This is a genomic window from Bradyrhizobium sp. MI1.3 (assembly GCF_055811695.1).
The window spans coordinates 1-21,856 of record NZ_JBVVPQ010000065.1; the positions used below are offsets into that span (position 1 = coordinate 1).

The following is a 21,856-nucleotide window of genomic DNA, read 5'->3' on the forward strand; positions in this document are numbered from 1 at the left end:
CGCATCGGCTCGAGGATCACGTCGGCCTCGATGCCGATCTCGGCGAGCTGCTCCAGCACCATGAAGCGGTAGGAGGCATTGGTGATGACGATCGGGCGATCGAACAGCGAGGCCTCCGAGACGCGCAACAGCGTGTCCTGGAAGGTCGAGCGCGTGCCGAACAGCGGCAGGAACTGCTTGGGCCGCACCTCGCGCGAAGCCGGCCACAGCCGCGTTCCGGCACCGCCGCACATGATCAGGGGGATGATTTTTTGGGACACGTGTGAGCTACTCAAGAGAGGGGTTTATACGCGGTGATAATTTCGATACCATTCGACAAAGCGGCCCAAGCCATCCGCCAGCGGCGTCGAGGGCGTGAAGCCGACGTCGCGTTGCAGGGCCGAAATGTCGGCGCGCGTCTCGAGGACGTCGCCAGCTTGCATCGGCAAAAGCGCGCGGATCGCGGGCTTGCCGATGATCTTCTCCAGTGTCTCGACGAACTCAATCAAATTGACCGAGCAATTGTTGCCGATGTTGTAGACGCGATACGGCGCATAGCTCGACGAGATTTCCGGCTGCTCGGCGTTCCACGCGGGATTCGGCGTCGCGGGCCGATCGAGGGTGCGGATCACGCCCTCGACGATGTCGTCGACGTAGGTGAAATCGCGCCACATATTCCCATTATTGAAAAGCTTGATCGGCTCACCCGCAAAGATCGCGCGCGTGAAGAGCCAGGCGGCCATGTCGGGCCGGCCCCATGGACCATAGACAGTGAAGAAGCGAAGACCGGTCACCGGCAGCTTGTGAACATGTGCGAATGTGTGCGCCATCAGCTCGTTGGCCCTCTTGCTCGCGGCATAGAGGCTGACCGGATGATTGACCGAATGCTCGGTCGAATACGGCAAGGTGCGATTGGCGCCATACACGGAGCTCGACGAGGCGTAGACGAGATGCGCCAGACCGTGGCGCCGGCCGGCTTCGAGCACGGTGACGAAGCCATCACAATTGGCGCGGATGCTGGTGATTGGGTCGTCGATCGAGGCGCGCACGCCGGGCTGCGCCGCAAGGTGCACCACGCGGTCGGGCGAGACCTCGTCGAACACACGCGTCACCGCAGCGAAATCTGCAAGGTCGATCTCGTGGAACGTGAAAGCATCATGCTTGAGCATCTCGAGGCGAGCGCGCTTGAGCGCCGGATCATAGTAAGGAGTTACTGCGTCGATGCCGACAACTCGTTCCCCGCGCGCAAGCAAGCGCTCACAGACATGCATGCCGATGAAGCCGGCAGCGCCGGTAACCACCACGGGGGCCAAAATAAACTCCGTTGTCCGTCCTCATATACCGCATTGCCAGACTGAACCGGTAGAGGCAAGGGTTCAGCATTGGAGAACAGCCGCCTCGCATCGGCAAGCTTAATGCCGGGCGCTTCGGATGTCAGCCTTCCCAAGTTAACCAGAAGGGGCGCCCTTTGCCTGCCGACGAAACATCGGATGCGCGCCCATAAAGGGCTCCCGGCTGCCCGGCAAGATTTTCAACAAGTGTTCCCGGAGCGCCGAACGAACAGCGCGATCACACGACCGATGTCGTCATAATTCCGTGCCTTCGGGCTGCTTCTTTCCGTGCTCACATTTGGTTCGAAAGCACAAATCGCGACCCACGCTTTGTGGCATCGACAACCCGAACGGCACAAAATTGAAGCTTTTCATCAACGGCCGCTTTCTCTCGCAAAAGCTGACCGGCGTTCAGCGTTATGCCGCCGAACTGGTCAAAGCGATCGATGCCCTGCTTGCTTCCGACCAATTGCCCGTTGCCCTCAGAGGAGCCGAGTGGCAATTGCTCGTGCCGAGCGAGACGAGCGAAGCGATCAATCTCGCCCACATCAAGGTACGCAAGATCGGACGGTTGAGCGGACATGCCTGGGATCAGATTGAACTTGCGCGCGCTGCCACTGGAGGTCGCCTGATCAGTCTAGCCAATGCCGGACCTGTGTTTCATCGTGATCATATTGTCGTCATCCACGACGCACAGGTCTTCCGCCGGCCCGATTTCTTCAATTGGCGCTATCTGGCCGTCCACCGAACGATGGGGCGCCTGCTTGCGCGCCGGGCCACGATCGCAACCGTATCGGCTTTTTCTCGCAATGAACTGGCTGCAATGCTTGGCCTTTCGAAAACCGACATTCCGATATTCCCCAACAGCGCGGAGCATTTCGCGTCCACAACGCCTGATCCCGGTATTCTCGACCGACTAGGGCTTCAGCCAGGAAAATATTTTCTCTTTGTCGGCTCCAGAACCAAGAACAAGAATCTCGCCGTTGCAATCGAGGCGGCGCGGCTGCTCGAACGAAAGGACGTTCCGCTCGTCATTGTCGGCGGTGACAACAGCAAGGTATTTCAAGACAATCTGGGCGAGAGCGAATCGGGCCTGCTTCTGGCGGGACGTCTGGCGGACGGGGAGATTGCAGCTCTGTATGCACACGCTCTGGCGTTCGTCTTCCCCTCTCTTTACGAGGGCTTTGGTGTACCGCCACTTGAAGCCATGATCTTCGGCTGTCCGGTCATAGCCTCGACGGCTGACGCGGTGATGGAAACGTGCGGCGAAGCAGCTGCTTATTTTTGCGCCAACGACGCTCCAGCGCTGAAACAGCTTATGCTCGAAAGGTTGGCAGTCGGCGCAATCTCTGATCAGGAACGCAGAAAGCAACAGGATCGTCTTGCATTATACTCGTGGCAAGACTCGGCGCGAGCACTGTTGGATTTTCTCGCGTCGCGCGCATAGCGAGGCGCCGCCGGTTTGGCGGAGAGCGCTTAAATTCTGCGTGCAGCTGTCTCAAGCACGCTGCTGACAGCGGTTCGGCGTCCAACGGGTTCCATGCGCACGTTCGACTTCGACGGACGCGAGCTTCAGCATCGCGGCGCAACAACACCACACCGCTGCCCAAATCTCGCTATGGATTGGATGGATTGTGATCGCATCCATTGATGCTCAATTAAGGATGCGCCATGTCGATCTTCCCAACTCAATCCTCCGCAAGGCAGGCGGTGAAGGTGCTGCATGTCGCGGAAACCATCCGGGGTGGGATAGCGAGCTACCTGAACGAATTGCATCCGCAGCAACAAGCGAGCTTCGGCGCGGAGAACGTGCACTATATTGTGCCATCGGATCATCGCCACGACCTCGTTGGAATCGATGATAGCCAGATCACGACCTTCGACAGATCGGGCCGCAGCATCGCCGGACTATTTCAGATGCTGCGGGCGAGCATGCAGGCGCTCGACGCCTTCAAGCCTGACGTCATGCATCTCCATTCGTCGTTTGCCGGACTCGTTCTACGGCCCGCGTTGGCCGCTCGTTCTGAAGGTCCTCGCGTCGTCTATTGCCCGCATGGCTGGGCATTCTCGCGAGAGACCGGCCGCCTGAGCCATCTGGCGGCAAAAGCTGCAGAGACTCTTCTGGCCCGCACGTCGGATCGTATCATCTGCATTTCCGGCGATGAATTCAATGAAGCGGTTCGGGCGGGAATTCCGACTGACCGTCTGACCCTGGTGCACAATGGCATCTCCAAGAGCCGCCCACTGCCGCACGGCGTTGCGACAGATTGGACTTCAAAGAAGGCCAAGGTCCTTTTCATCGGCCGTCTTGATCGACAAAAGGGCTTCGACCTCCTGATCGAGGCCGCACGATCCCTCGAAGATGTCCTGGATGTTCGCATTGTCGGCGCCTCCGTGGTCAATAAGTTCGACGGAGCTGCGGTTCCCGCCAACGTCTCGCTGCTAGGCTGGCTGGATCGTCAGCAAATCGAGGCTCAGCTGGAGGCGGCCGATCTCGTCGTCATCCCGTCACGATGGGAGGCCTTCGGCCTCGTCGCTCTGGAAGCGATGCGCGCGGCCAAGCCCATCCTGGCCTTCCACAGCGGAGCGCTCCCTGAAATCGTCGTTGACGGAGTCACTGGCGTGCTTTGCGAGCCTGTCGCGGTTCAACCTCTCATCGACGGCTTCCGACGGATGCTCGATCTGGATCTCAAGGTCCTGGGGCAACGCGGCTACGATCGCTTCAAGCAGTTTTATGACGTTCAGAAGACACACCGCCAATTGCATCAGGTCTATGTCGAACTCCTCGACGACAACAAGAGTGGGGTCGAGCAGAGCGTGGCACTGCAATCGGACCTCTCGAAGCCTTTTTGAGGTGAGTCGCGGCAGGCGAGAAATAATGACGAGTATGATCTAGGCGATGGCAGACCACAGCACCTTGGGTCGCAACGGGCTGCTCTGGATCGCGAGCCTCATTGCGTCTGTTTCTCTGTCTGTCCCGGCATGCGCTCAACAGGCTCAGACGCTTGAAAGCAGATTCCTGTTGGGTATCGGCACCCACCAGGGACTGGGAGGGCCGGTCAGTTCGCGAGGCTACGTGCCCTCCGTGAACGTCAGCCAGATCAAGCAACTGGGCTTTAACGCCTTCCGCGACGATTTTCCCTGGTCTGATTTCGAATTGCCTGGGCGTCGGATGGGCTTCACGCCGCGGTTGGGCAGGCTCGACGCGCAGGTTCAGTCCGGCATCGCCCGGCCGCTCCTCATCCTTGCATTCGGACATCACCTCGTGCCGAATTCGTCGCCCCCGACAACGGACGAAGCCCGGCAGCGATTCGCGGACTATGCGGCAGCGGCCGCGCGATCGGTAGCGCCGCAGCGCCCGATCTTCGAACTCTGGAACGAGTGGAATCTGGCAGCCAAGAAGGACCCTTCATTCTCGGCGGAGAATTACCTGGCCCTCGCCAAGGCGGCGCGACCGGCGGTCAAGCAGGCGGTGCCGAATGCGCCTTTCGTCGTCGGCGCGATCGGCGACGATCCCGGTTGGGCGTGGACGGAGAAGATGCTGCAAACCGGCATCCTTCAATACGCAGATGGCGCCTCGATTCATCTTTACAATTTCTGCATGGCGCCGGCGAAGCGCAATTCGACCGAGATTATCGACCGGCTCACGGCGTTCCATCGACTGGTCGGCCAAGCGAGCGGCAATCCCGACTTCCCCATTTACGTGACCGAGACTGGCTGGACCACGGCTTCGAACAAATGTGGTGTCAGCGAGCAGGCCCAGGCCGATAGCACGGCACAGCTCATCCTGTGGGCCTCGACAGCGGCGCGCTGGCTCAAGGGGATGTGGATCTATGAGCTCAAGAACAGTGGCCAGAATCCAGCCGAGCTGGAGGACAATTTTGGCCTCTACGGCTTCGACAATTCGCCCAAACCCGCAGCTTGCGCGGCGCGTGGCGCCTGGGCATTCATCCGTTCCACCCTAACCGCGGAACGTAGAAGCCTTGCCAACGGGGTGATGTCGATCGGAGCATCCTCGACCACCGGCGGCAAAGTCGCGGTCTGGTCCGAGGATCCGGATCGACGCTACGAGGTCCGCATCAGAGGCGATCTGCCGGGCGCGACTTTCGCGGCCCCCTGCGATGCAACCGCAAGGCCAGCCTCCGGGACCTGGCTGCCGGTTTCGAGCACGCCGGTCCTGATCTCCACCAACAATGACACCATTCCCGCACTGGATATACGGCCGGCACGGTAATCGGATCGGCACAAAGAGGTTGACGCGATGAAGATCCTTTTGACATCCACACTTTATCCGACCCCGCAGGCACCGAAGATCGTCGGCGGAGCAGAGATCTTCGCGCGGAGATTTGCCGAGGGCCTGGCTCAGCGCGGCGACGAGGTCGAGGTGGTACGCGCCGCACCTGCGCCCGAGCAGGGGCGTGAACTATGCAACGGCATCAACGTCTATTCCGCACCAGTGCAAAACGTTTATGCGCCGTTCACGGAACGAAAGAACGTCGTGAAACGAAGCATCTGGCATGCGATCGACGATTGGCAGATCCAGGCCCCGATGATCGCGGAGCGCATTCGCGCCTTCAAGCCGGACGTTCTGCATTCCAATAATTTATCGGGCCTGACCACGGCGATCTGGCGGGTAGCTGCCAAACTCGGAGTTCCGGTCCTGCACACGCTTCATGATTACTATCTGACGTGTCCACGCTGCTCCCGCTTCGACAAGGGGCACTCCTGCGAACGCACATGTACGAGCTGTGGGATCCTGACGTACCACCGCAAGCGGGCCACCCATTGGCTCGATGCCGTGGTCGGCGTCAGCGCGCGCGTCCTTTCCATTCACACCGATATGGGCATGTTTGCCGAGACGCCAATCCGCACCGTCATTCGCAATGCCTCGACCGAGCCGCCGCGCTCACCCTACCCGCGGCCTGTCTGCACGACGGAAGTGACCTTCGGCTTCATCGGACGGATCACCGAGGAGAAGGGCATCGACAATCTCATGCGAGCGCTTGCCATGCTGCCGCCTGATCGGATCCGGATGATGATTGCCGGCCGCTTGAGCGATCAGGAACAACAGCGCCTGAGCGCACTGGCGCCGCATGCACGGGTCGAGTTCATGGGATTCGTATCTCCCGACGAGTTCTACAGGCAGGTCGACGTCGTGGTCGCGCCGTCCATCTGGCACGATCCTGGCCCGCTCGTCGTCGCGGACGCCAAGGCGGCAGGCAGACCGCTGCTCGGTACGCATTTTGGCGGCATGCCGGAGGCGATCGAGCATGGCATAACGGGGTGGTTGACCGAAGCGGATCCACAATCCCTGGCCAGGAGCATGCGCGAAATCGCTGCGGATCCGCACAAGATCGACGAGATCAGCCGTCGGCTTATCGCGGACACGAACAAGTGGATCTTTTCCGACGTATTGTCGTCGTACAAGAACCTGTATGAACAACTGCGTGAGCGACGGATGTCGTCCGTGCGCCCGGCAATAGCCGGGACGCCACAAGCGCATGCGGTGGCAAAGAGTAGCTTCATTCCGAGATGACACGTCTCTTCGCGATCGCCGGCTACGTTTACCAAAGCGCAGCAGCGATCATCCTGATCTTTGTGATCAGTCACCTGTTGCCTGCCGCCGACTACACCAATTATTCTCTCGCAATGGCCTCGAGCCAGTTGCTCTGCGTCCTCATGTTCGAGTGGCTGCAGCTCGCGGGACTGCGGTTTCTTGCGGCCGCCAAGGAGAGCGAGGCTGCTCGATTGAGATCGTCGCTCTTTGCAGCGGCGCTCATGAGCGCCGCTGCGCTCGTTGCAGTCGGGAGCTGCGCCTCCTTGATCAGCGGCCTCACGCCACGGCTGGTCGCCCTCGGCCTGAGCGTGGCCGTTCTTCAGGGCTCGACCGATTTGTATTTCTTGTCGGTACGCCTGTCGAACCGGCTGGGAACCGCCTCCTGCCTTCTTGCCTTGCGTGCGACGGCTCTTTTGGGCGGGGCCGTCTCGGGCGGAATGATCTCGGGCACGGCCGAAGCGACGCTGCTCGGCATCGCATCGGGTCACCTGCTTGGACTCCTTGCCGGTCTCGTCGCATATCGCACGCCGCTGGATCGCGTGTCGCCGCGAACAATGCTGGCTGACTGGAAAGACTTTTCGCGCTACGGCATGCTTGCGGCCGGCGCGTCCGTGATCCATTTGTCCGTGCCAGTTCTGCTCCGTATCATTGTCGTCGGGCGACTGGGCGCCACAGGAGCCGGTGCAGGATTTTCCATTGCGCTCGACCTGCTGCAACGTCCCTTCTGGGTCCTCAACGCGGCGATCCACACCGTGAGTTATCCTGAAGTGGTCAATGATTTCGAGCACGGGAGCGCCACGACATCGAGACAATCGACGCGGCACATGTTCGAGTTCATGATCTGCACAACTCTCGTCCTGCTGGGCGGGCTTGTCGCCTTCATTCCGGACGCGGCCCGCATCCTGGTTCCGCGGGAGAGCGTCGAGGGCTTCCTGGCGACAGGGCCGGCGGTTGCTGCTTTCTACTTCCTCCATACCCATTTGCAGGCAACAATCGCGGTCGTCCCCCACCTGGAAAAGCTCGCGACCAGGCTCGTCCTCATCGCTGCCGGGCAGCTTGCAATGGTTGCGGCGTTCTCCCTGGTTGCCGTCTGGGCCGGCCTGTCGCCACAAGCAGCCGTCACCTGCGCCTCGATCGCCACGCTCGCAGCGATCCTGGCCGGACTTGGACCTACCCTGAGATTCGAGGCGTTCCCGCGCTGGCCCCTGGTGCTTCAGGCGCTCATAGCCGCCATCCTGATCGGATCGTTAAGTCATGCGCCGAGCGAACCGGTGGCGTGGCTTGCCGGAAAAATCGTCATCGCCGCAATTGTCACGGGTGCGGTCGGCTGGCGCGGAAACTTTCTCCTCCTGGCGCGCCCAAGCTGATCTGTCGACCGGTCCCCTGGCAAATCCTCTTTTGGAGCTCAAGGCGCTACTGACGCTCTGCTGGTGTCCACGAAGTTCCTGCTATGGAACTCATCATCTGCTTCGCCCTGCAAACGACAGACAACCAGCACGAGAATATCAAGCGATATACTCGCTTGTAAGTATAGCGTCCGCCGAAGCTATCGGACTGACCGTCAAAATTTTACTAGCGCATCCCCTCAGCCTGACAACGTCCCACACCGCATCCGCGCCGGCTTCACATGCATCATTGAAGCGCGACATGCGCATATATTCAGCAGTGAAACTCTGCGAATTCTTGGAAGCGCCATGTTCAGGTCATGCTGCGTCGGCACGACATCGTTATTGTCTTGAATCAGAGTCGACCTGTTCCTGCGAGGAACTGCTGATCGCTCTCGATTTGTAGCTCCGATTTTTATCTGAAATTCACACTCGATCGAGAAGGTTGAACGCAAATCCCTGCGAGCAATTTCGTTCGCGTAGAAATTCGAGTGTGAAATGTCGTCAGATCAAACCGTCCTCTCCGCAAGCGGCTTCATCAACTCCATCGGCGTCAACACGCATGCCGGCTTCGGGTGGACCGACTACAATAACCTCGCATTGATGGTCGATGACCTGAAGTACCTCGGCGTCACCCATCTCCGCGACGCGATGGGAACCAGCCCCGCCGCACAACCGGTCGTCGAAGGGCTGGCGGCGGCCGGCTACAAGTTCGACTTCCTGGTGTCATCCGCCCTGCCCCAGCTGGGCACCGCCGGCCTTCAGAAGTATATCGTGTCGCTCGAGAAGTTCGTGGCGAGCCATCCGGGCAGCATCAGCGCCATGGAGGGGCTCAACGAGGCCAATCACCAGCCCTTCAGCTACAATGGCAGCTCGAGCCTTGGCGCCGCGGCCCAGTTCCAAAGCGCGCTCTATCAGGCGGTCAAGGCAGACGGCACGCTTTCCAGCATTCCCGTCTTCAATCTGTCGCTCGCCTACAACGATCCCCAGGGCTACAGCCAGCTCGGCAACATGTCGGGCTCGGTCGATTTCGCCAATGCGCATGCCTATGTCAGCACCAGCTTGACGACCAGCAGCTCACTTGCTGCCACCTTGAGCGCCGTCTCGACCGCGGCGCCGGGAAAGCCCGTCGTGATTACGGAGACCGGCTACACCACCCAAGCCAACACCCAGTATCTCGGCGTCGACGAGACGGTGCAGGCCAAGTCGATCTTGAACACCCTGGTCGATGCCTACAAGGCTGGCGTGAGTGCGACCTATCTCTACGAGATGTTCGACCGCGACTCGTCTGCCAGCAACACCAATCCCGAAGCCAACTTCGGCTTATTCAACTCCGACGGAACGCCGAAGCTCGCCGCGACGGCAATTCACAACCTGACGAGCATTCTGGCCGATGACGGCAAGGGCGGCCTGCAGCCGACTAATCCATTGAACTACACGCTGAGCAACATGCCGGCCTTGGGCACCAGCATGGTGCTCGGCAAGAGCAATGGCGCCTACGAGCTTGTCGTCTGGGCGGAGCCGAAGCTCTGGAATGATGCGGCCGATGCCGAAATCTCCAATCCGACCCAGACGGTCACGGTGAATCTGGGCGGCATGCATCACTCGGTCAAGGTGTACGACACGCTGACCGGGACCACCGCGATCGCGAGCTACACCGACGTCAGCACGATTACGATTCCGGTCAGCGATCACCCGCTGATCATCGAGATCGACGCGCCCGCGACCACCCCGATTCCGCCTGACACCCGAACCAGTGTCAGCGGCACGGCTGCCGAGATCGTGCCGCAACTGTCCGACCTGAGCACGTCGACGGCGCTTAAAACCATTACGCTAACCGACTCGCATGTCCTGCCCGTCGCTTCGAAAGCGACGATGGATTATATGATCGCGCATTACGGTAGTGCGCTGTCCAAGATCCAGGGCGGCCATTCCTTCTCGGTCACGAACTCGGCCGCGACCTGGAGCAGCACGAAGACGTATGACGCCGGCGGCAACCTCCTGTCGAAAGCGGATACCGGCCTGAACGCAAGCGGACTGCCTACTTCGACCACGATCGTCTACACCGATGGGTCCAAAGACGCGATCGGCTACACCGGCGGCGTAAAGACCACCTCCGTCCATTCCGCTACCGACGGAACCAAGACCACCGACACTTACAACACGACCGGCGGGCTTCTCAGCGAAGTCGTGCAAAAGCCGGACGGCTATTATTCGACGACCCTTTACACCAACGGCGTGAAGACCACGGTCTATGTCAAGAACGCCGACCACACCCAGGACAACTATACCTACAACATCAAGGGCCAGAGCTACACGAGCCAGGTCCAACACCTCGATTCGACCGGCAAGGTCACGTCCGTGGTCCGCAGCCATGCGGACGGCTCGCTCGATTCGACACAAGTCTACAACGGCGACGGCAGTCGCGTGATCACCACCTATAGCGCCACGGGGGTCAAGCTGGTCGAGACCGACTACCATGCTGATCGCAGCAAGGACGTCTGGACCTACAACATCAAGGGCCAGAACTATGCGACTGAGCACGACGTTTACGATACGACCGGCTTTCTCACGACCCTGACCCGCCTCCACACCGATGGCAGCCTGGCGTTCAAGCTGGCGCAAACGACCGACGGCACCAAGACGACCGATTGGTACAATGCCGCCGGCGGCCTCACCAGCGAAGTCGTCCAAAAGGCCGACGGTTTCAGCTCGACGACGCTCTACAGCAATGGCGTCAAGACCAACGCCTATGTCAAGAATGCCGACGGCAGCCAGGACAATTACGCCTATGGCATCACCGGCCAGAGCTACAGCACACTGATCCAGCACGTCGATCCCTCCGGCAAGATCACGGCCGTGACCCGCAAGCATGCCGACGGCACGCTCGACTATACGCAGGTCATCAACAATGACGGCAGCAGCGTCGTCACCAACTACGACGCAGCGGGAACGAGGACGAAGGAAACCGACTACAACGCCGATGGCAGCAAGGATATCTGGCTTCTCAACGTAACCGGCCAGACCTACACAACCGAGCACGACATCTACGATGCGGCTGGCTTCCTCACCTCGCTGGTTCGCACGCACGCCGATGGCAGCCTGGCCTTCAAGCTGCAGCAGAGCAGCGACGGCACCAAGGTCTCGGACTGGTACGACGCCAGCGGCATCCTCACCAGTGAAGTCCTGGAGAAGACGAGCGGCTACAGCGCAACGACGATCTACACCAACGGCGTGAAGACCGCGGCCTACATCACCAATGCGGACCAGAGCCACGACAATTACAGCTACAATATAACAGGTCAGAGCTATACCACGCAGTACCAGCACCTCGACCCCTCCGGTGTCACGACCGAAGTGGTCCGCACGCATGCCGACGGGTCGCTCGACTACAGCCAGGTCGTCAATAGCGACGGCAGCAGCGTGGTGAGCAACTACAATGCCTCCGGCGTCAAGATGACGGAGACCGATTACCACGCCAACGGCTCGAAGGATGTGTTCCAGCTCAATATCGTGGGGCAGACCTACACGAACGAGCACGACAGCTACGATTCGACCGGCTTCCTCACCAACATCGTGCGCACCCACGCCGATAGCAGCCTCGCCTTCACGCTTGTCCAGAGCTCAGACGGGACCAAAACCTCGGATTGGTACGACGCCAAGGGCGTTCTGACCAGCGAGGTGACGACGAAGATTGACGGCTATAGCTCCACGACCGCCTACGCCAACGGCGTCAAGACCGCGGCGTACATTACCAACGCCGATGGCACGTCGGACAATTGGAGCTACAACATCAAGGGGCAGTCCTACACCACGCAGCATCAGCACCTCGATGCCTCCGGGCATATCGTCGAGCTTACCCGGACCCACGCCGACGGCACGTTGGACTATACCCAGGTCACCAACAACGACGGCAGCAAGCTGACCGACATCTACGACGGCTCCGGTTCCAAGACCCAGGAGATCGCCAACAACGCCGACGGTTCGAAGGACGTCTTCCTGTTCAACTTCAACGGACAGGCCGGCACGACGCAGCACGAAAACTACAATTCGGCCAATGCACTCCAGTTCTTCGACGACACCAAAACCGACGGCACACACAACGTCACGGCGGTTGCGAGCGGCGTGACGATCCAGGGCGGGGCCGGCAATGACCTGTTCTCGGCGGCGCCGAGCTCGACCACAGTCGTCTACGATCACGGCCAAGACCAGATCGTCAACTTCCAGGCCGGCGACGCCACCACTCACGACGTGATCCAGATCTCGAAGCTCCTCGCCGCGGACTACGGCCATCTGCAAATCACGCAGTCCGGCACGAACGCCCTGGTCACGCTTTCGGCCAGCGACTCGATCCTCCTGAAGAACGTCAACGTCGCCAGCCTGACGAGCCACGATTTCCTGTTCGTCTGACCACGGCGAATTGTCCGCAGGATCGGATCAATATCTCAGGCGCCGGGACCAGCTCAGGCAAGTCCCGGCGCCGTTCAATAATTAGGCGGCTGCCTTGTCGCGAGGCAGAAGCCGCATAGTCGCTATTCGCCTGCCGTCGAACGCCGGCCCAGCGAACTTGCGTCACAATTGACCGGTAGGCAGAAGGTCGCCTCACGCAAGGAATTCGACACGCGATGGAAGCCAATGAAACAAGACGGTTCGTCGTTCTCGACTTCTATCGTTTCGTTGCCGCTCTCGGCGTTTTCATTTTCCATCTGAAGACCATCGACAGCGGCATCGCACCGGTCTGGAACGGATCTTATGGCCTTCTCGTGGACATGTTCTTCATCTTGTCCGGTTTCGTGATCTCCTATTCCTATCCGTCTGACGCGCGTGGTCTCAAGGCATATTCCCGGTTCATGATCCGCCGCATTGCGCGGATCTATCCGCTGCATTTTCTGACTTTACTCGTGTTCGTATTGCTGATCGGGTTCGGTCTGGACCGATCGGGAAGGTCGACGCCGCTGGACTTCCTGTACAACCTCGTGCTGCTTCAAGCTTGGGGCGTTACCGATCATTTGAGCTTCAACTCTCCGTCCTGGTCGATCAGCGCGGAATTCTTCTGCTATCTGATCTTTCCCCTGCTTATGCTGCTTGCACGCAAGGTCCATCCGCTGGTGCTGGCCGCCATCGTCGCGGCGCTCTATCTGGTCCTGGCCCACGGCCATCTGCCGATCTGGCAGGAACGATCGCAGATGTATGGAGCCAATTACGACTACGGGATGCTCCGTGCGCTGCCGAGCTTCTTGAATGGAATCCTGCTCGCCATATTGTTCAGGTTGTCGCATCCGTATCGGCACAAGCCGGTCGTCTTCGCTGGTATCGCCCTGTTCGGGATCTCCGTGCTTGTCCTGAACATCTTCGCCAAGCCGGATCTGGCCATCATTCTGTTCTCCTGCGCGATCCTGCTCACCGCCGTCGGGGAGAGCGCCTTCGTGCAAATTCCCGGTAGCCGCCTCCTCGGGCGACTCGGCAACACCTCATACTCGATCTACATGCTGCACGACGCCGTCCTCATCGCCGTATTCAAGCCGTTGTGGACCGCGCTTGGGCTGCGCCCGGATCAATTTGGCCTGTTCGCCCTGGCCTGCTGCGCGATCCTGACCATCATCGCCGATCGCACCTATGCCTATTTCGAGAACCCGGCGCGGCGGCTGATCAATCGTGCGGCCGACATCGGATTTGGATCACCTCGCAAAGTGCAATCGTCCGCCCAGACGTCTGTCACCAACAAGACGTCCGTCGCCAAGACGTCCGTGCGTTTCGACGAGACGGAGCAGGCCGCCAACTGACGTCCGCTCGCTTCCCTCAGGCGACCTTACCGCCGGACGCGGCGTCAACCGACATCAAACCATCGCCCCGCAGCGGAGCGATGTTGGCGCGCGACAGCTCCATGACGGCCGGCAACATATTGCGGACCTGCGCGCCAGCCGTCTTGTAGGCGCCAAGGAACCTCAGCAGAAACATCTCAAGATTGTCTCCCGCGAGAAGTTGCTCCGGTGAGAGAAGAAGCGATTCGCTCACACCGAAATGAGCGAACAGGCCCTGGAACTTGTCCTGGTATGTGATCGCCGCAACCGGCGTTCCCTGTCCGAGAGCCGCAATCGCCAGATGCATGCGGCCGGTGACGACGCCGTCCACCAGACCGACGACCGCCTTGATCTCGCTCGCTGACAGAACGTGCTCGACATGATGAATATGGTCGCCCAGCGCCGCGCGCAGCCGACCGGCCAGCGGTCGAAGGCAATTATCGTCGGCGATCCCCGGACGATAGTCGTGCGCGAGCAACACCCAGCTCGCGTTGTGCTCTCGAGACATGCGCCCCATTGCGCTCGCCGCGAGTTCGATCATTCGCTGCAACTTGGCCGGCTCGGATTTCCTGAACAACATCGGATGGATATTGAAGACAAAGACGTTGCGTCCCTGTCTGCGCTGCTCCGCAATCGCGGCCCCAATCTGCTTCACGGCCGCAGTCTCCGCCTGCGGCACCAGCATGAACGCGGAATCAGCGACGAGGTGAGCACGATTCGGGGCGAACTCTTTGAAGCGCTGAAGCGATAGTGCATCGCGCAGATTCAAGACCACGCCGGGATCGAGCAGCCGAAACACCTCGCGCAATGCCTTGGCCGGACGGGAGTTGAAGCTGAATCCGAGCACGCTGACCTTGGCGCCGCACGCTGCCATGAGATCGGCAACCAGCAGCATGCGAGCGGCGTCCACGGGGGAATAGTAGCCGTCCAGCACATCTGCCCCCAGAACCATTCCAAAATCCGGCCTGGTGAGAGAAAGCTCCTGCGCCACCGTCGTATAGGAAAACGGCTGCCTCCAAAATTCGAGCGGCTTGAAGCCCATTGCCCGCACATCTGCGCTCGCCGCTGCGGTGGCGGTGACAATGTAGACCTCGATGTTCGGATGAGCCTGCTTCATCTCGCCGACGGCCGCCTCGATCATGGCCTCATCGCCGCGCGACTGATGAATGCTCCAGGGGTCGGACGGGAGCAGGACGAGCCGGCGCGGGTTGTTGCGCGGCGCGGCACTGGCACCGATCGCCTTCCTGGCGATTTGCCACCTGCGCAACTCGAGCAGATCGACCGCAAAGGGCGTGTTCTTCGCGCTGTTGAGCCAGCCTCGGAGATGCTTGCGAACAGGTACCGGAATCAGTTGCTTCACGACGTCTTCCTCGTCTTCATCAGGCGGTCGCACCACGCTTCACGACGAAAGCGATCAGGGAGAACAGTTGCTTCCGCCAGAACAGCAAGATGCTCATGAGATAGGTGGCCCCGAAGCATGACGAGAGCAGTCCTATCCGCAAATAGGGATTCATGTCCGGGGCCGCTTCGCGGCATAGCGCAACTGCGCCATAGGCCAGAAGGATGGCGCAAAGGCAGCCTGCGACGGGCCGGAGAAACTGGTTCCAGCTCAGGCCCAGCAGCCTGAGCGCCAGCGCGAATGTCACGGGCGTAACCACGAGCTGTGCGACAGCGAAGATGGTGGCCAGCTGACCAATGTCGTGCGACGGCAGCAGGAACATTGCGGGCACCACCGTGACGAACTTGAGAATGTTCAGCAGGAAAACGTAGTTGGGCTTGCCCATGGCACCGAAATAGGCGCTGTTCACGAACTGCACAGTCTGAATCGCGCCGATGAGCATCAGCGGCCTCATCACTGCTTCGCTGCCGGCCCATTTTGAGCCGAACAGCAGCAGGGAGAACTCCGGCGCGATCGCCGCCAGGAGCACAAAGACCGGAGAGCCAATCAAAGCTCCGAGGCTGACGCTGCGCAGATAGGCGTCGGCGATACGGTGACGCTCATGCGCGATCTTGGACAATGCGCTCAGCGCGACGTCCATGACCGCCTGTGTCAGCAACTGCATCAGGATGATGTAAACTCGCGCGCCCACCGTGTAGATGCCCAAGGCCGCGACGCCATAGAGCGACAGGATGATCATGTCGATCGTACGCACGATGGCGAAGTCGAGCAGCCTGTTCGACACGACATGGATGCTATAGCCGGAGAGTTCGCGCAGGCTCTTCAGATCGTAGCCGCGCATCGGGAGCCATCTGGGCTGGCTCCAGAGCCACAGGCCGCTGACCGCGCTCTGAACGACCACCTGGATCACGAGGCTGAGAGCGCCGAACCCGGCATAGGCACAGGCGATCCCGACCACTCCGGAGATCGCGGTCGCCACCATGGTCCTGAGCGCAAGCACGCGAAAATCCATCTGGCGCTTGTAGAGCGCCTCCTGGAACAGCGTGGCGGTACCGATCGGAAGCGAGAGGCTCGCGGCCGTCAACAGCGGGGCAAGTCCCTTCACGTCGAGCCAGCGTTCGATATGGGTCGCCAGCAGGCCGATAAGAACCGCAAGGAGGACCGATGCCGCCAGTGAGCAAAAAAATGGCAGCGTCACGTCCGCAGGCTCGAGCGCGCGTCGCTGGATCAACGCGTCACCGAACCCGAATTCAGAAATGGAGCTCAGCAGCAGCAGGATGAAGCCAACCAGCGCGGCGAGACCGAAATCCGCAGGATTGAGCAGCCGCGCCAATATCAAGAACAGAACAAACGACAGCGCACGGCCGCCCCAATTCTGCGCCAGCGACCACAACAACGCGACCACGACCTGATGTTGTTTGCCCGGAGTGACGTTCATCAAAAAATCGACCCAATTCCGACAGATCCAATCACAATCGCCCGCTAGACAACAAGGCAATCGATGACCGCGCGTGACGTCGCCATTTCCACTCCGTCCCGATGGCGGCAGCAATCGCGCAGCACTACGACGGCGTTGTGGCAATCAGATGAGCGCCATCAATCATCCGATTTAGCGTGGAAGTGAGTTCAAATCGTGGACTACACTCCAACCGGCTCAGCGATGTGATGCAAAATGGATGCCTTGATGAATTCGCCTACCACTGCCTTCAATCGCGACTCCAGGCGCTTGCGCGTGGCGATCTACGCGCCGCATTTTGCAGAATATTCCTACCGGCTCGCATCAGGGTTGGCACGCCATTGCGATGTTCGCCTCGTCCTCAACCGCAAGGATGCGAACCAGCAGTGGGAACTGGCCGATATCGCGGCGACGACTCCCTTCAACACAAGGATTCGCGATCTGAGCCTGCGCCGCGCCGGCGCCATCGGCATTCCGGCTTCATTCGTGGACATAATTTCGTTTCGTCCAGACGTGGTTCATTGTCACGAAGTTCCGGAAGTCTACACATCCAAGCTGATCCAGTTCCTGCGACCGCTCGGAATCCCGCTGGTGCTGACCGTTCACGACGCGATTCCTCATTCGGAGGGCGGTTCTGGTACCTCTCCGCGCGAGGATGGCTGGCGCGCGCGCATGCGCGCGGCAGCATCGGTCGTCACGACGCACGGCGAGAGCTGCATTGCAGATTTTCGCCGAGCGTCGCCGGAGTTCAATGGAGAAATCGTCTCCAGCATGCACGGGGTGCTCATGGTGCCCCCGACGAGCGCCGCCGCCATCGAACCCGAATCTGCACGAATCCTGTTTTTTGGACGGATGTGGGCTTACAAGGGGTTGGATATCTTCATCGACGCGATCGACCTGCTGGACCGGCGCGGCGTGGCGCACGAAGCGATCGTCGCGGGCCGCGGTCCCGAGATGACGCGACTTGGCGCGCGCATGGAAGCGATGCCAACCGTCAAAACGATCAACGCCTATATCTCGCCCGAGGATACGGGCCAATTGTTTCAATCGGCGACCGTGGTCGCCCTGCCCTATAAGGATGCGACGCAGAGCGGCGTGCTGGCGTCTGCTTACGGGAATTCCCGTCCCGTCGTCGCCAGCGCTACCGGTGGAATTCCTGACGTCGTGACAGACGGAGTGAACGGGCTTCTGGTCCCGCCCGGCAATGCTGCCGCGTTGGCCGATGCGCTCGAACGCGTTCTGACCTCGAAATCGCTTGCCGCGACGTTGACCGACGGTGCACGACAGACAGCAGCCGGTCCATTGAACTGGGATCGCATCGCCGATGGCTTGTTGCCATCCTACCGCAAGCTTGCCGGCCGTACCGTCAGTTGAGCGTGACGGGTATTGCGATCTTCTAGGCGGATTGTTCCATCTTGCTCAATGACCGGAAGAACATGCCGCGGACCGCGCCATCCAACAGGCGTCTCAACCTTACCTCGATCAGCTCGTAGCTGATCGCGCTTGCAGCCAGCGACATCAACGAGCCCAGCAGGATGAATGCTGCCCACAGCAGCCAACGGTCGACACCGACAGCCACGAGCTTGAGCCCGATCACCTGCAACGGAAACAGGACAAACGGGTGCACGAGATACAGGCTGTAGCTTATCTTGCCGACATACTGCAGGGCCGGCGTGCTGAGAGCCTTGGCTAAGCCGGAGTCCGGGGCCAGCACCATGGCGAACAGCAAAAGACCCGGAATAAGACCCACGAACGGGTGAAACAGCACCAGGCTCGCGTACATGGCGACCCCGCAAGTCAAGCCTGCCATCAAACCAAGAGGTCCCGGAATGGAGATGCGCCAACCCGTGGCGCTGAGAAGCATGCCGATGCAGAAGAACGCCGTGATCGGCCAATGCAGGAGACAGGCCACGCCCAGCAAGATCAAGGGCGCCGCCAGCATTCTGCCTCCGATGCGCCAGACCGAGAATGTCAGCGCGAACCAGATGTAGAACGCCCATTCGTAAGTCAAGGTCCAGGCATTCTGCTGGGCGATGGGTAAGCCGAGAGCATCCTGCACGAAGAAGAGATTGGCCGTGAAGATCGCGAGATAACCGGTCAGATCGATCCCGCGGAAGAATTTGTAGCCCACGATCGGGCCGATCACGAACAACGCGAGGTGCAGCACGACGAACACCGGCATGATGCGCAGGATGCGGTCGAAGAAGAACCGTGTCAGCGAGCCGTGCCGCACCAGACTGGCCGGGATCAGGAAGCCACTGATCATGAAAAACAGCTCGACACCGTGGCCGCCGACATTGATCACCGATTGCAGCCAGAGCCAGAGCGGCGGCAGGAAGCCGGGATCCGCAATGTCGTACACGCCTCCCTTTGGCATGTCGTAGAAATGATCCATCAGGACGCTCAGAGCCGCAATGCCACGAAGTCCCTGGACGGAGGGAACGAAAGATCCGTCGTATCCGGCATTCGGCTGGCGCGTTGTTTCGATCACTCAGCTGCCCCCTGCGCGCTGAGCGCTGGTTCGAGAACGACCGCCCTCCTGCGCTTCGACCGGAACCTCTGGCCGAACGAGATGCTGGGCTTCTCGACGAATGCATATGTCGACCAGCTGACCAGGATCGACAGCGCCGCGACCAGCGCGGCGAAGGCGGCCCATCCCAGCGGTCCATCACCGAGCCAGACGAGGCGATGGATCCAGACGATCACGAATGGCGACATCAAATAGACGGAATAGCTGATCGTTCCCACGAACGCCATCGAGCGCCAGGCCATTCTCTCACCGAACGCCGCAAACGCGATGAAGACGAGCGCAGCGCAGACATAAGCCGCCCCGATCGAGTAGCTGTAGAAGAAGTTCTCCTGATAGACGCCGCCGAACCGCCTCTCCGCCAGAGTGATGGCGAAGACCGCATAGAACACCGTGCACACGGCGACGTGCGGCCATCGCAGCTTTCCGCCGATGACGGTGTCGCGGATGACCTTGCCCAGGAACATCGCCGAGAGATTCAGCCCAACCTCCATCAGCGACGACACCGTCCTGCTTTCGACCAGAAGTGCTGCGGCTGTCCCGACCAGCGCCGCAGCAATGACAATCCCGACTGCAGTAAAGCGCCGGTTCAGCAATCCCATCGCGAAAAGAATAGTGCATCCGACATAGAACAGGAGTTCGATCGCCAACGTCCAGTAGAAGACCCAGAGGTTCGGAATGTTCACGAAAGTCTGCAGCATCGTTACGTTCGCGATGACCTGCGACAACGGATAGGCGTTGGACTCCAGCACCTGCATCGTGACGAGCCCGATCACCATCGACGTCCAGTACGCCGGATAGAGCCGAAAGAAGCGGCTGATCGTGAAATCGCGCACGGGGGTCGCGCTGTCCGGAAAACTGAACGGGATGACGAATCCGCTGACGAAGAAGAACAGCACGACTCCGAACCGACCGAAGTTCATGTAGTAGCCGATCGCATCGTGGAAGACCCAATAATACGCGCCGGTGGGGTGCTTCTGGACGATCACCTCGAACACGTGCTGGAACAGCACCGCCAACACCGCAATGCCGCGCAGCGTATCGATGAATGCAAGCCGTCTATGCATCGTTTATCTCACCTGCTCCCACGCGCAGCCGTCCCTGGCATATCCACGCCGAAACTTTCCAACGAGCGGATCGGCCGCGGCAATTCTATCGGAACGGCATCGGCTGCCCGCGCGGACGTCGCCCGCCGTGAGAATACCTCGCTGAAGCTCAAGGCGATGATCAGGAGTCCTGATGCCGGACCGTAGTTCAAGACCGTGATCGTAAACAGGTTGACGACGAAGAGCAGCGTCAACTTGTAGACGTCGGTCGCTCCGAAGTTGGCCCGGAACACCATCACCATGAATGCGGCGAACGGAAGCCCGAACATCAGGTATGTTCCGATGTAGAAGTTGTCGACCGGTACCCAGTACGCCGCGAGCGGCGAGAAAAGCTTCTGCGGATAGTTGAAGCAACCCGCGCCGCAGCCGGTGATCAGGCCGATCGGCATCAGCTGGCTCATATAGACGAACGGCAGCTGCCAGCTGTTGTTGATGCGGTCGAGGATGCTGAACAACGTCGAGTGCGGCACTGCTGCGGTGCCCGATGCGACCACGATCATGAAGAACGGAACGAGGATCGCAGCGAACGACCACAACGCGATCGCGCGGATCGCGGGGAAGCGCGACTTCTCCGGCAGCATTCGCACCATCACCAGCAGCACCAAATACAGCACAAGAACGATCATGGTCGTCTTGCTGGTGGTCAGACGAATGACGTAAACCGCCAGGGAGCCGTACAGAAGGCACCACAGCGTGCTCTTGCGGATCGACGTGATCGCAAACGACACGAGGATGAAGAATGCGGCCATGGTATTGTCGGCGGCAAAGCCCATCAGGCGCTGATCGTCACCGCCATAGGCCCACCACAGCCGGCCCGCCTCACGCACGGCGCCAAAGGATTCATATTTGTAGCCGACCCAGGGCATGAGGTAATACTTGGTCAACAACACGCCGATGACGGAGAGATAGAAGGTCACAGCGATGACCGACAGCAGCTTTCGGTAGGAACCCAGGCTCGAATCGCAGAAGCAGAATCCGACGAACACCGGCAGCATCATTTTGAAAGCCGAGATCGCGGCGGTCGCAGTGCCCATCATGAAGTAGCCGAGCACCAGCGACAGCATGATCTGCGCGAACACCAGGAGCGCCAGGGTGCTGCGGTTGCGCAAAATGCAATGCACGAAGAACTGGACCAGACACAGAAGCGCGACGCCGTCGGGCAGGTACCAGAGCGTGTCCAGATGAAAGATGCTGGTGTAGTAGCGGATCACGCCGCCGAAAGCGTCCCGGACCAGATAAACCCCGAGCGCGATCGCCTCGATGTTGAGGCTGACCAGCGTGATCTGCGGGCGCTGCAGCGCAAGGGCCGTCATGC

The 21,856-nt window shown here is 60.2% G+C and carries 15 protein-coding genes; 8 read left to right on the forward strand and 7 right to left on the reverse strand.

Going from position 1 to position 21,856, the window contains the following annotated elements; genetic code table 11:
* Both AC0L3A_RS32030 and AC0L3A_RS32035 read right to left on the reverse strand, forming a co-directional pair.
* A partial coding sequence (locus AC0L3A_RS32030) for a sugar phosphate nucleotidyltransferase (RefSeq protein ID WP_473255854.1) occupies nt 1-260 on the reverse strand: 260 nt, incomplete at its 3' end.
* 24 nt (nt 261-284) lie between these two features.
* Nucleotides 285-1,292, reverse strand: a complete 1,008-nt coding sequence (locus AC0L3A_RS32035) for an NAD-dependent epimerase/dehydratase family protein (RefSeq protein WP_473255855.1) — start codon at nt 1,290-1,292, stop codon at nt 285-287.
* A 379-nt stretch (nt 1,293-1,671) separates the two neighbouring features.
* Between AC0L3A_RS32035 and AC0L3A_RS32040 the strand changes: the two genes are divergently transcribed.
* From AC0L3A_RS32040 to AC0L3A_RS32070, 7 genes are all read left to right on the forward strand, one after another.
* Nucleotides 1,672-2,757, forward strand: a complete 1,086-nt coding sequence (locus AC0L3A_RS32040; protein ID WP_473255856.1) for a glycosyltransferase family 4 protein — start codon at nt 1,672-1,674, stop codon at nt 2,755-2,757.
* Nucleotides 2,758-2,981: 224 nt separating this feature from the next.
* Nucleotides 2,982-4,163 carry a glycosyltransferase gene (locus AC0L3A_RS32045; protein WP_473255857.1) on the forward strand — a complete coding sequence of 394 codons (1,182 nt, stop codon included), beginning with the start codon at nt 2,982-2,984 and terminating at the stop codon, nt 4,161-4,163.
* 223 nt (nt 4,164-4,386) lie between these two features.
* A complete protein-coding gene (locus AC0L3A_RS32050) occupies nt 4,387-5,544 on the forward strand; it encodes a cellulase family glycosylhydrolase (RefSeq protein ID WP_473255858.1) in 1,158 nt (385 codons plus the stop codon).
* A 27-nt stretch (nt 5,545-5,571) separates the two neighbouring features.
* A complete protein-coding gene (locus AC0L3A_RS32055) occupies nt 5,572-6,846 on the forward strand; it encodes a glycosyltransferase family 4 protein (RefSeq protein WP_473255859.1) in 1,275 nt (424 codons plus the stop codon).
* A gap of 284 nt (nt 6,847-7,130) precedes the next feature.
* Entirely contained in the window at nt 7,131-8,234 is a 1,104-nt protein-coding gene (locus AC0L3A_RS32060; RefSeq protein ID WP_473255860.1) for a hypothetical protein, read from the forward strand.
* Nucleotides 8,235-8,750: 516 nt separating this feature from the next.
* The gene (locus AC0L3A_RS32065; protein WP_473255861.1) at nt 8,751-12,662 is read left to right on the forward strand and encodes an RHS repeat domain-containing protein; all 3,912 of its coding nucleotides are present in this window, start codon (nt 8,751-8,753) and stop codon (nt 12,660-12,662) included.
* A gap of 215 nt (nt 12,663-12,877) precedes the next feature.
* Nucleotides 12,878-14,035: an acyltransferase family protein gene (locus tag AC0L3A_RS32070; protein ID WP_473255862.1), complete on the forward strand. Its 1,158-nt coding sequence runs from the start codon at nt 12,878-12,880 to the stop codon at nt 14,033-14,035.
* Nucleotides 14,036-14,051: 16 nt separating this feature from the next.
* Here the strand turns inward: AC0L3A_RS32070 and AC0L3A_RS32075 are convergent, their stop codons facing one another.
* Both AC0L3A_RS32075 and AC0L3A_RS32080 read right to left on the reverse strand, forming a co-directional pair.
* A complete protein-coding gene (locus AC0L3A_RS32075) occupies nt 14,052-15,194 on the reverse strand; it encodes a polysaccharide pyruvyl transferase family protein (RefSeq protein ID WP_473255863.1) in 1,143 nt (380 codons plus the stop codon).
* 238 nt (nt 15,195-15,432) lie between these two features.
* A complete protein-coding gene (locus AC0L3A_RS32080; RefSeq protein ID WP_473255864.1) occupies nt 15,433-16,890 on the reverse strand; it encodes a lipopolysaccharide biosynthesis protein in 1,458 nt (485 codons plus the stop codon).
* Nucleotides 16,891-17,124: 234 nt separating this feature from the next.
* Here AC0L3A_RS32080 and AC0L3A_RS32085 point away from each other — a divergent pair, with 234 nt between their 5' ends.
* Nucleotides 17,125-18,282, forward strand: a complete 1,158-nt coding sequence (locus AC0L3A_RS32085) for a glycosyltransferase family 4 protein (RefSeq protein WP_473255865.1) — start codon at nt 17,125-17,127, stop codon at nt 18,280-18,282.
* 22 nt (nt 18,283-18,304) lie between these two features.
* Here the strand turns inward: AC0L3A_RS32085 and AC0L3A_RS32090 are convergent, their stop codons facing one another.
* The 3 genes from AC0L3A_RS32090 to AC0L3A_RS32100 are packed head-to-tail and all read right to left on the reverse strand — an operon-like array spanning nt 18,305 to nt 21,854.
* Nucleotides 18,305-19,399, reverse strand: coding sequence for an acyltransferase family protein (locus AC0L3A_RS32090; RefSeq protein ID WP_473255866.1), 1,095 nt, complete (start codon nt 19,397-19,399; stop codon nt 18,305-18,307).
* On the reverse strand, nt 19,396-20,502 hold the full coding sequence (locus AC0L3A_RS32095; protein WP_473255867.1) for an acyltransferase family protein: 1,107 nt from the start codon (nt 20,500-20,502) through the stop codon (nt 19,396-19,398). Before AC0L3A_RS32095 ends, AC0L3A_RS32090 begins: the two co-directional genes overlap by 4 nt.
* Nucleotides 20,503-20,510: 8 nt before the next feature.
* Nucleotides 20,511-21,854: a hypothetical protein gene (locus AC0L3A_RS32100; protein ID WP_473255868.1), complete on the reverse strand. Its 1,344-nt coding sequence runs from the start codon at nt 21,852-21,854 to the stop codon at nt 20,511-20,513.
* Nucleotides 21,855-21,856 lie beyond the last annotated feature (2 nt).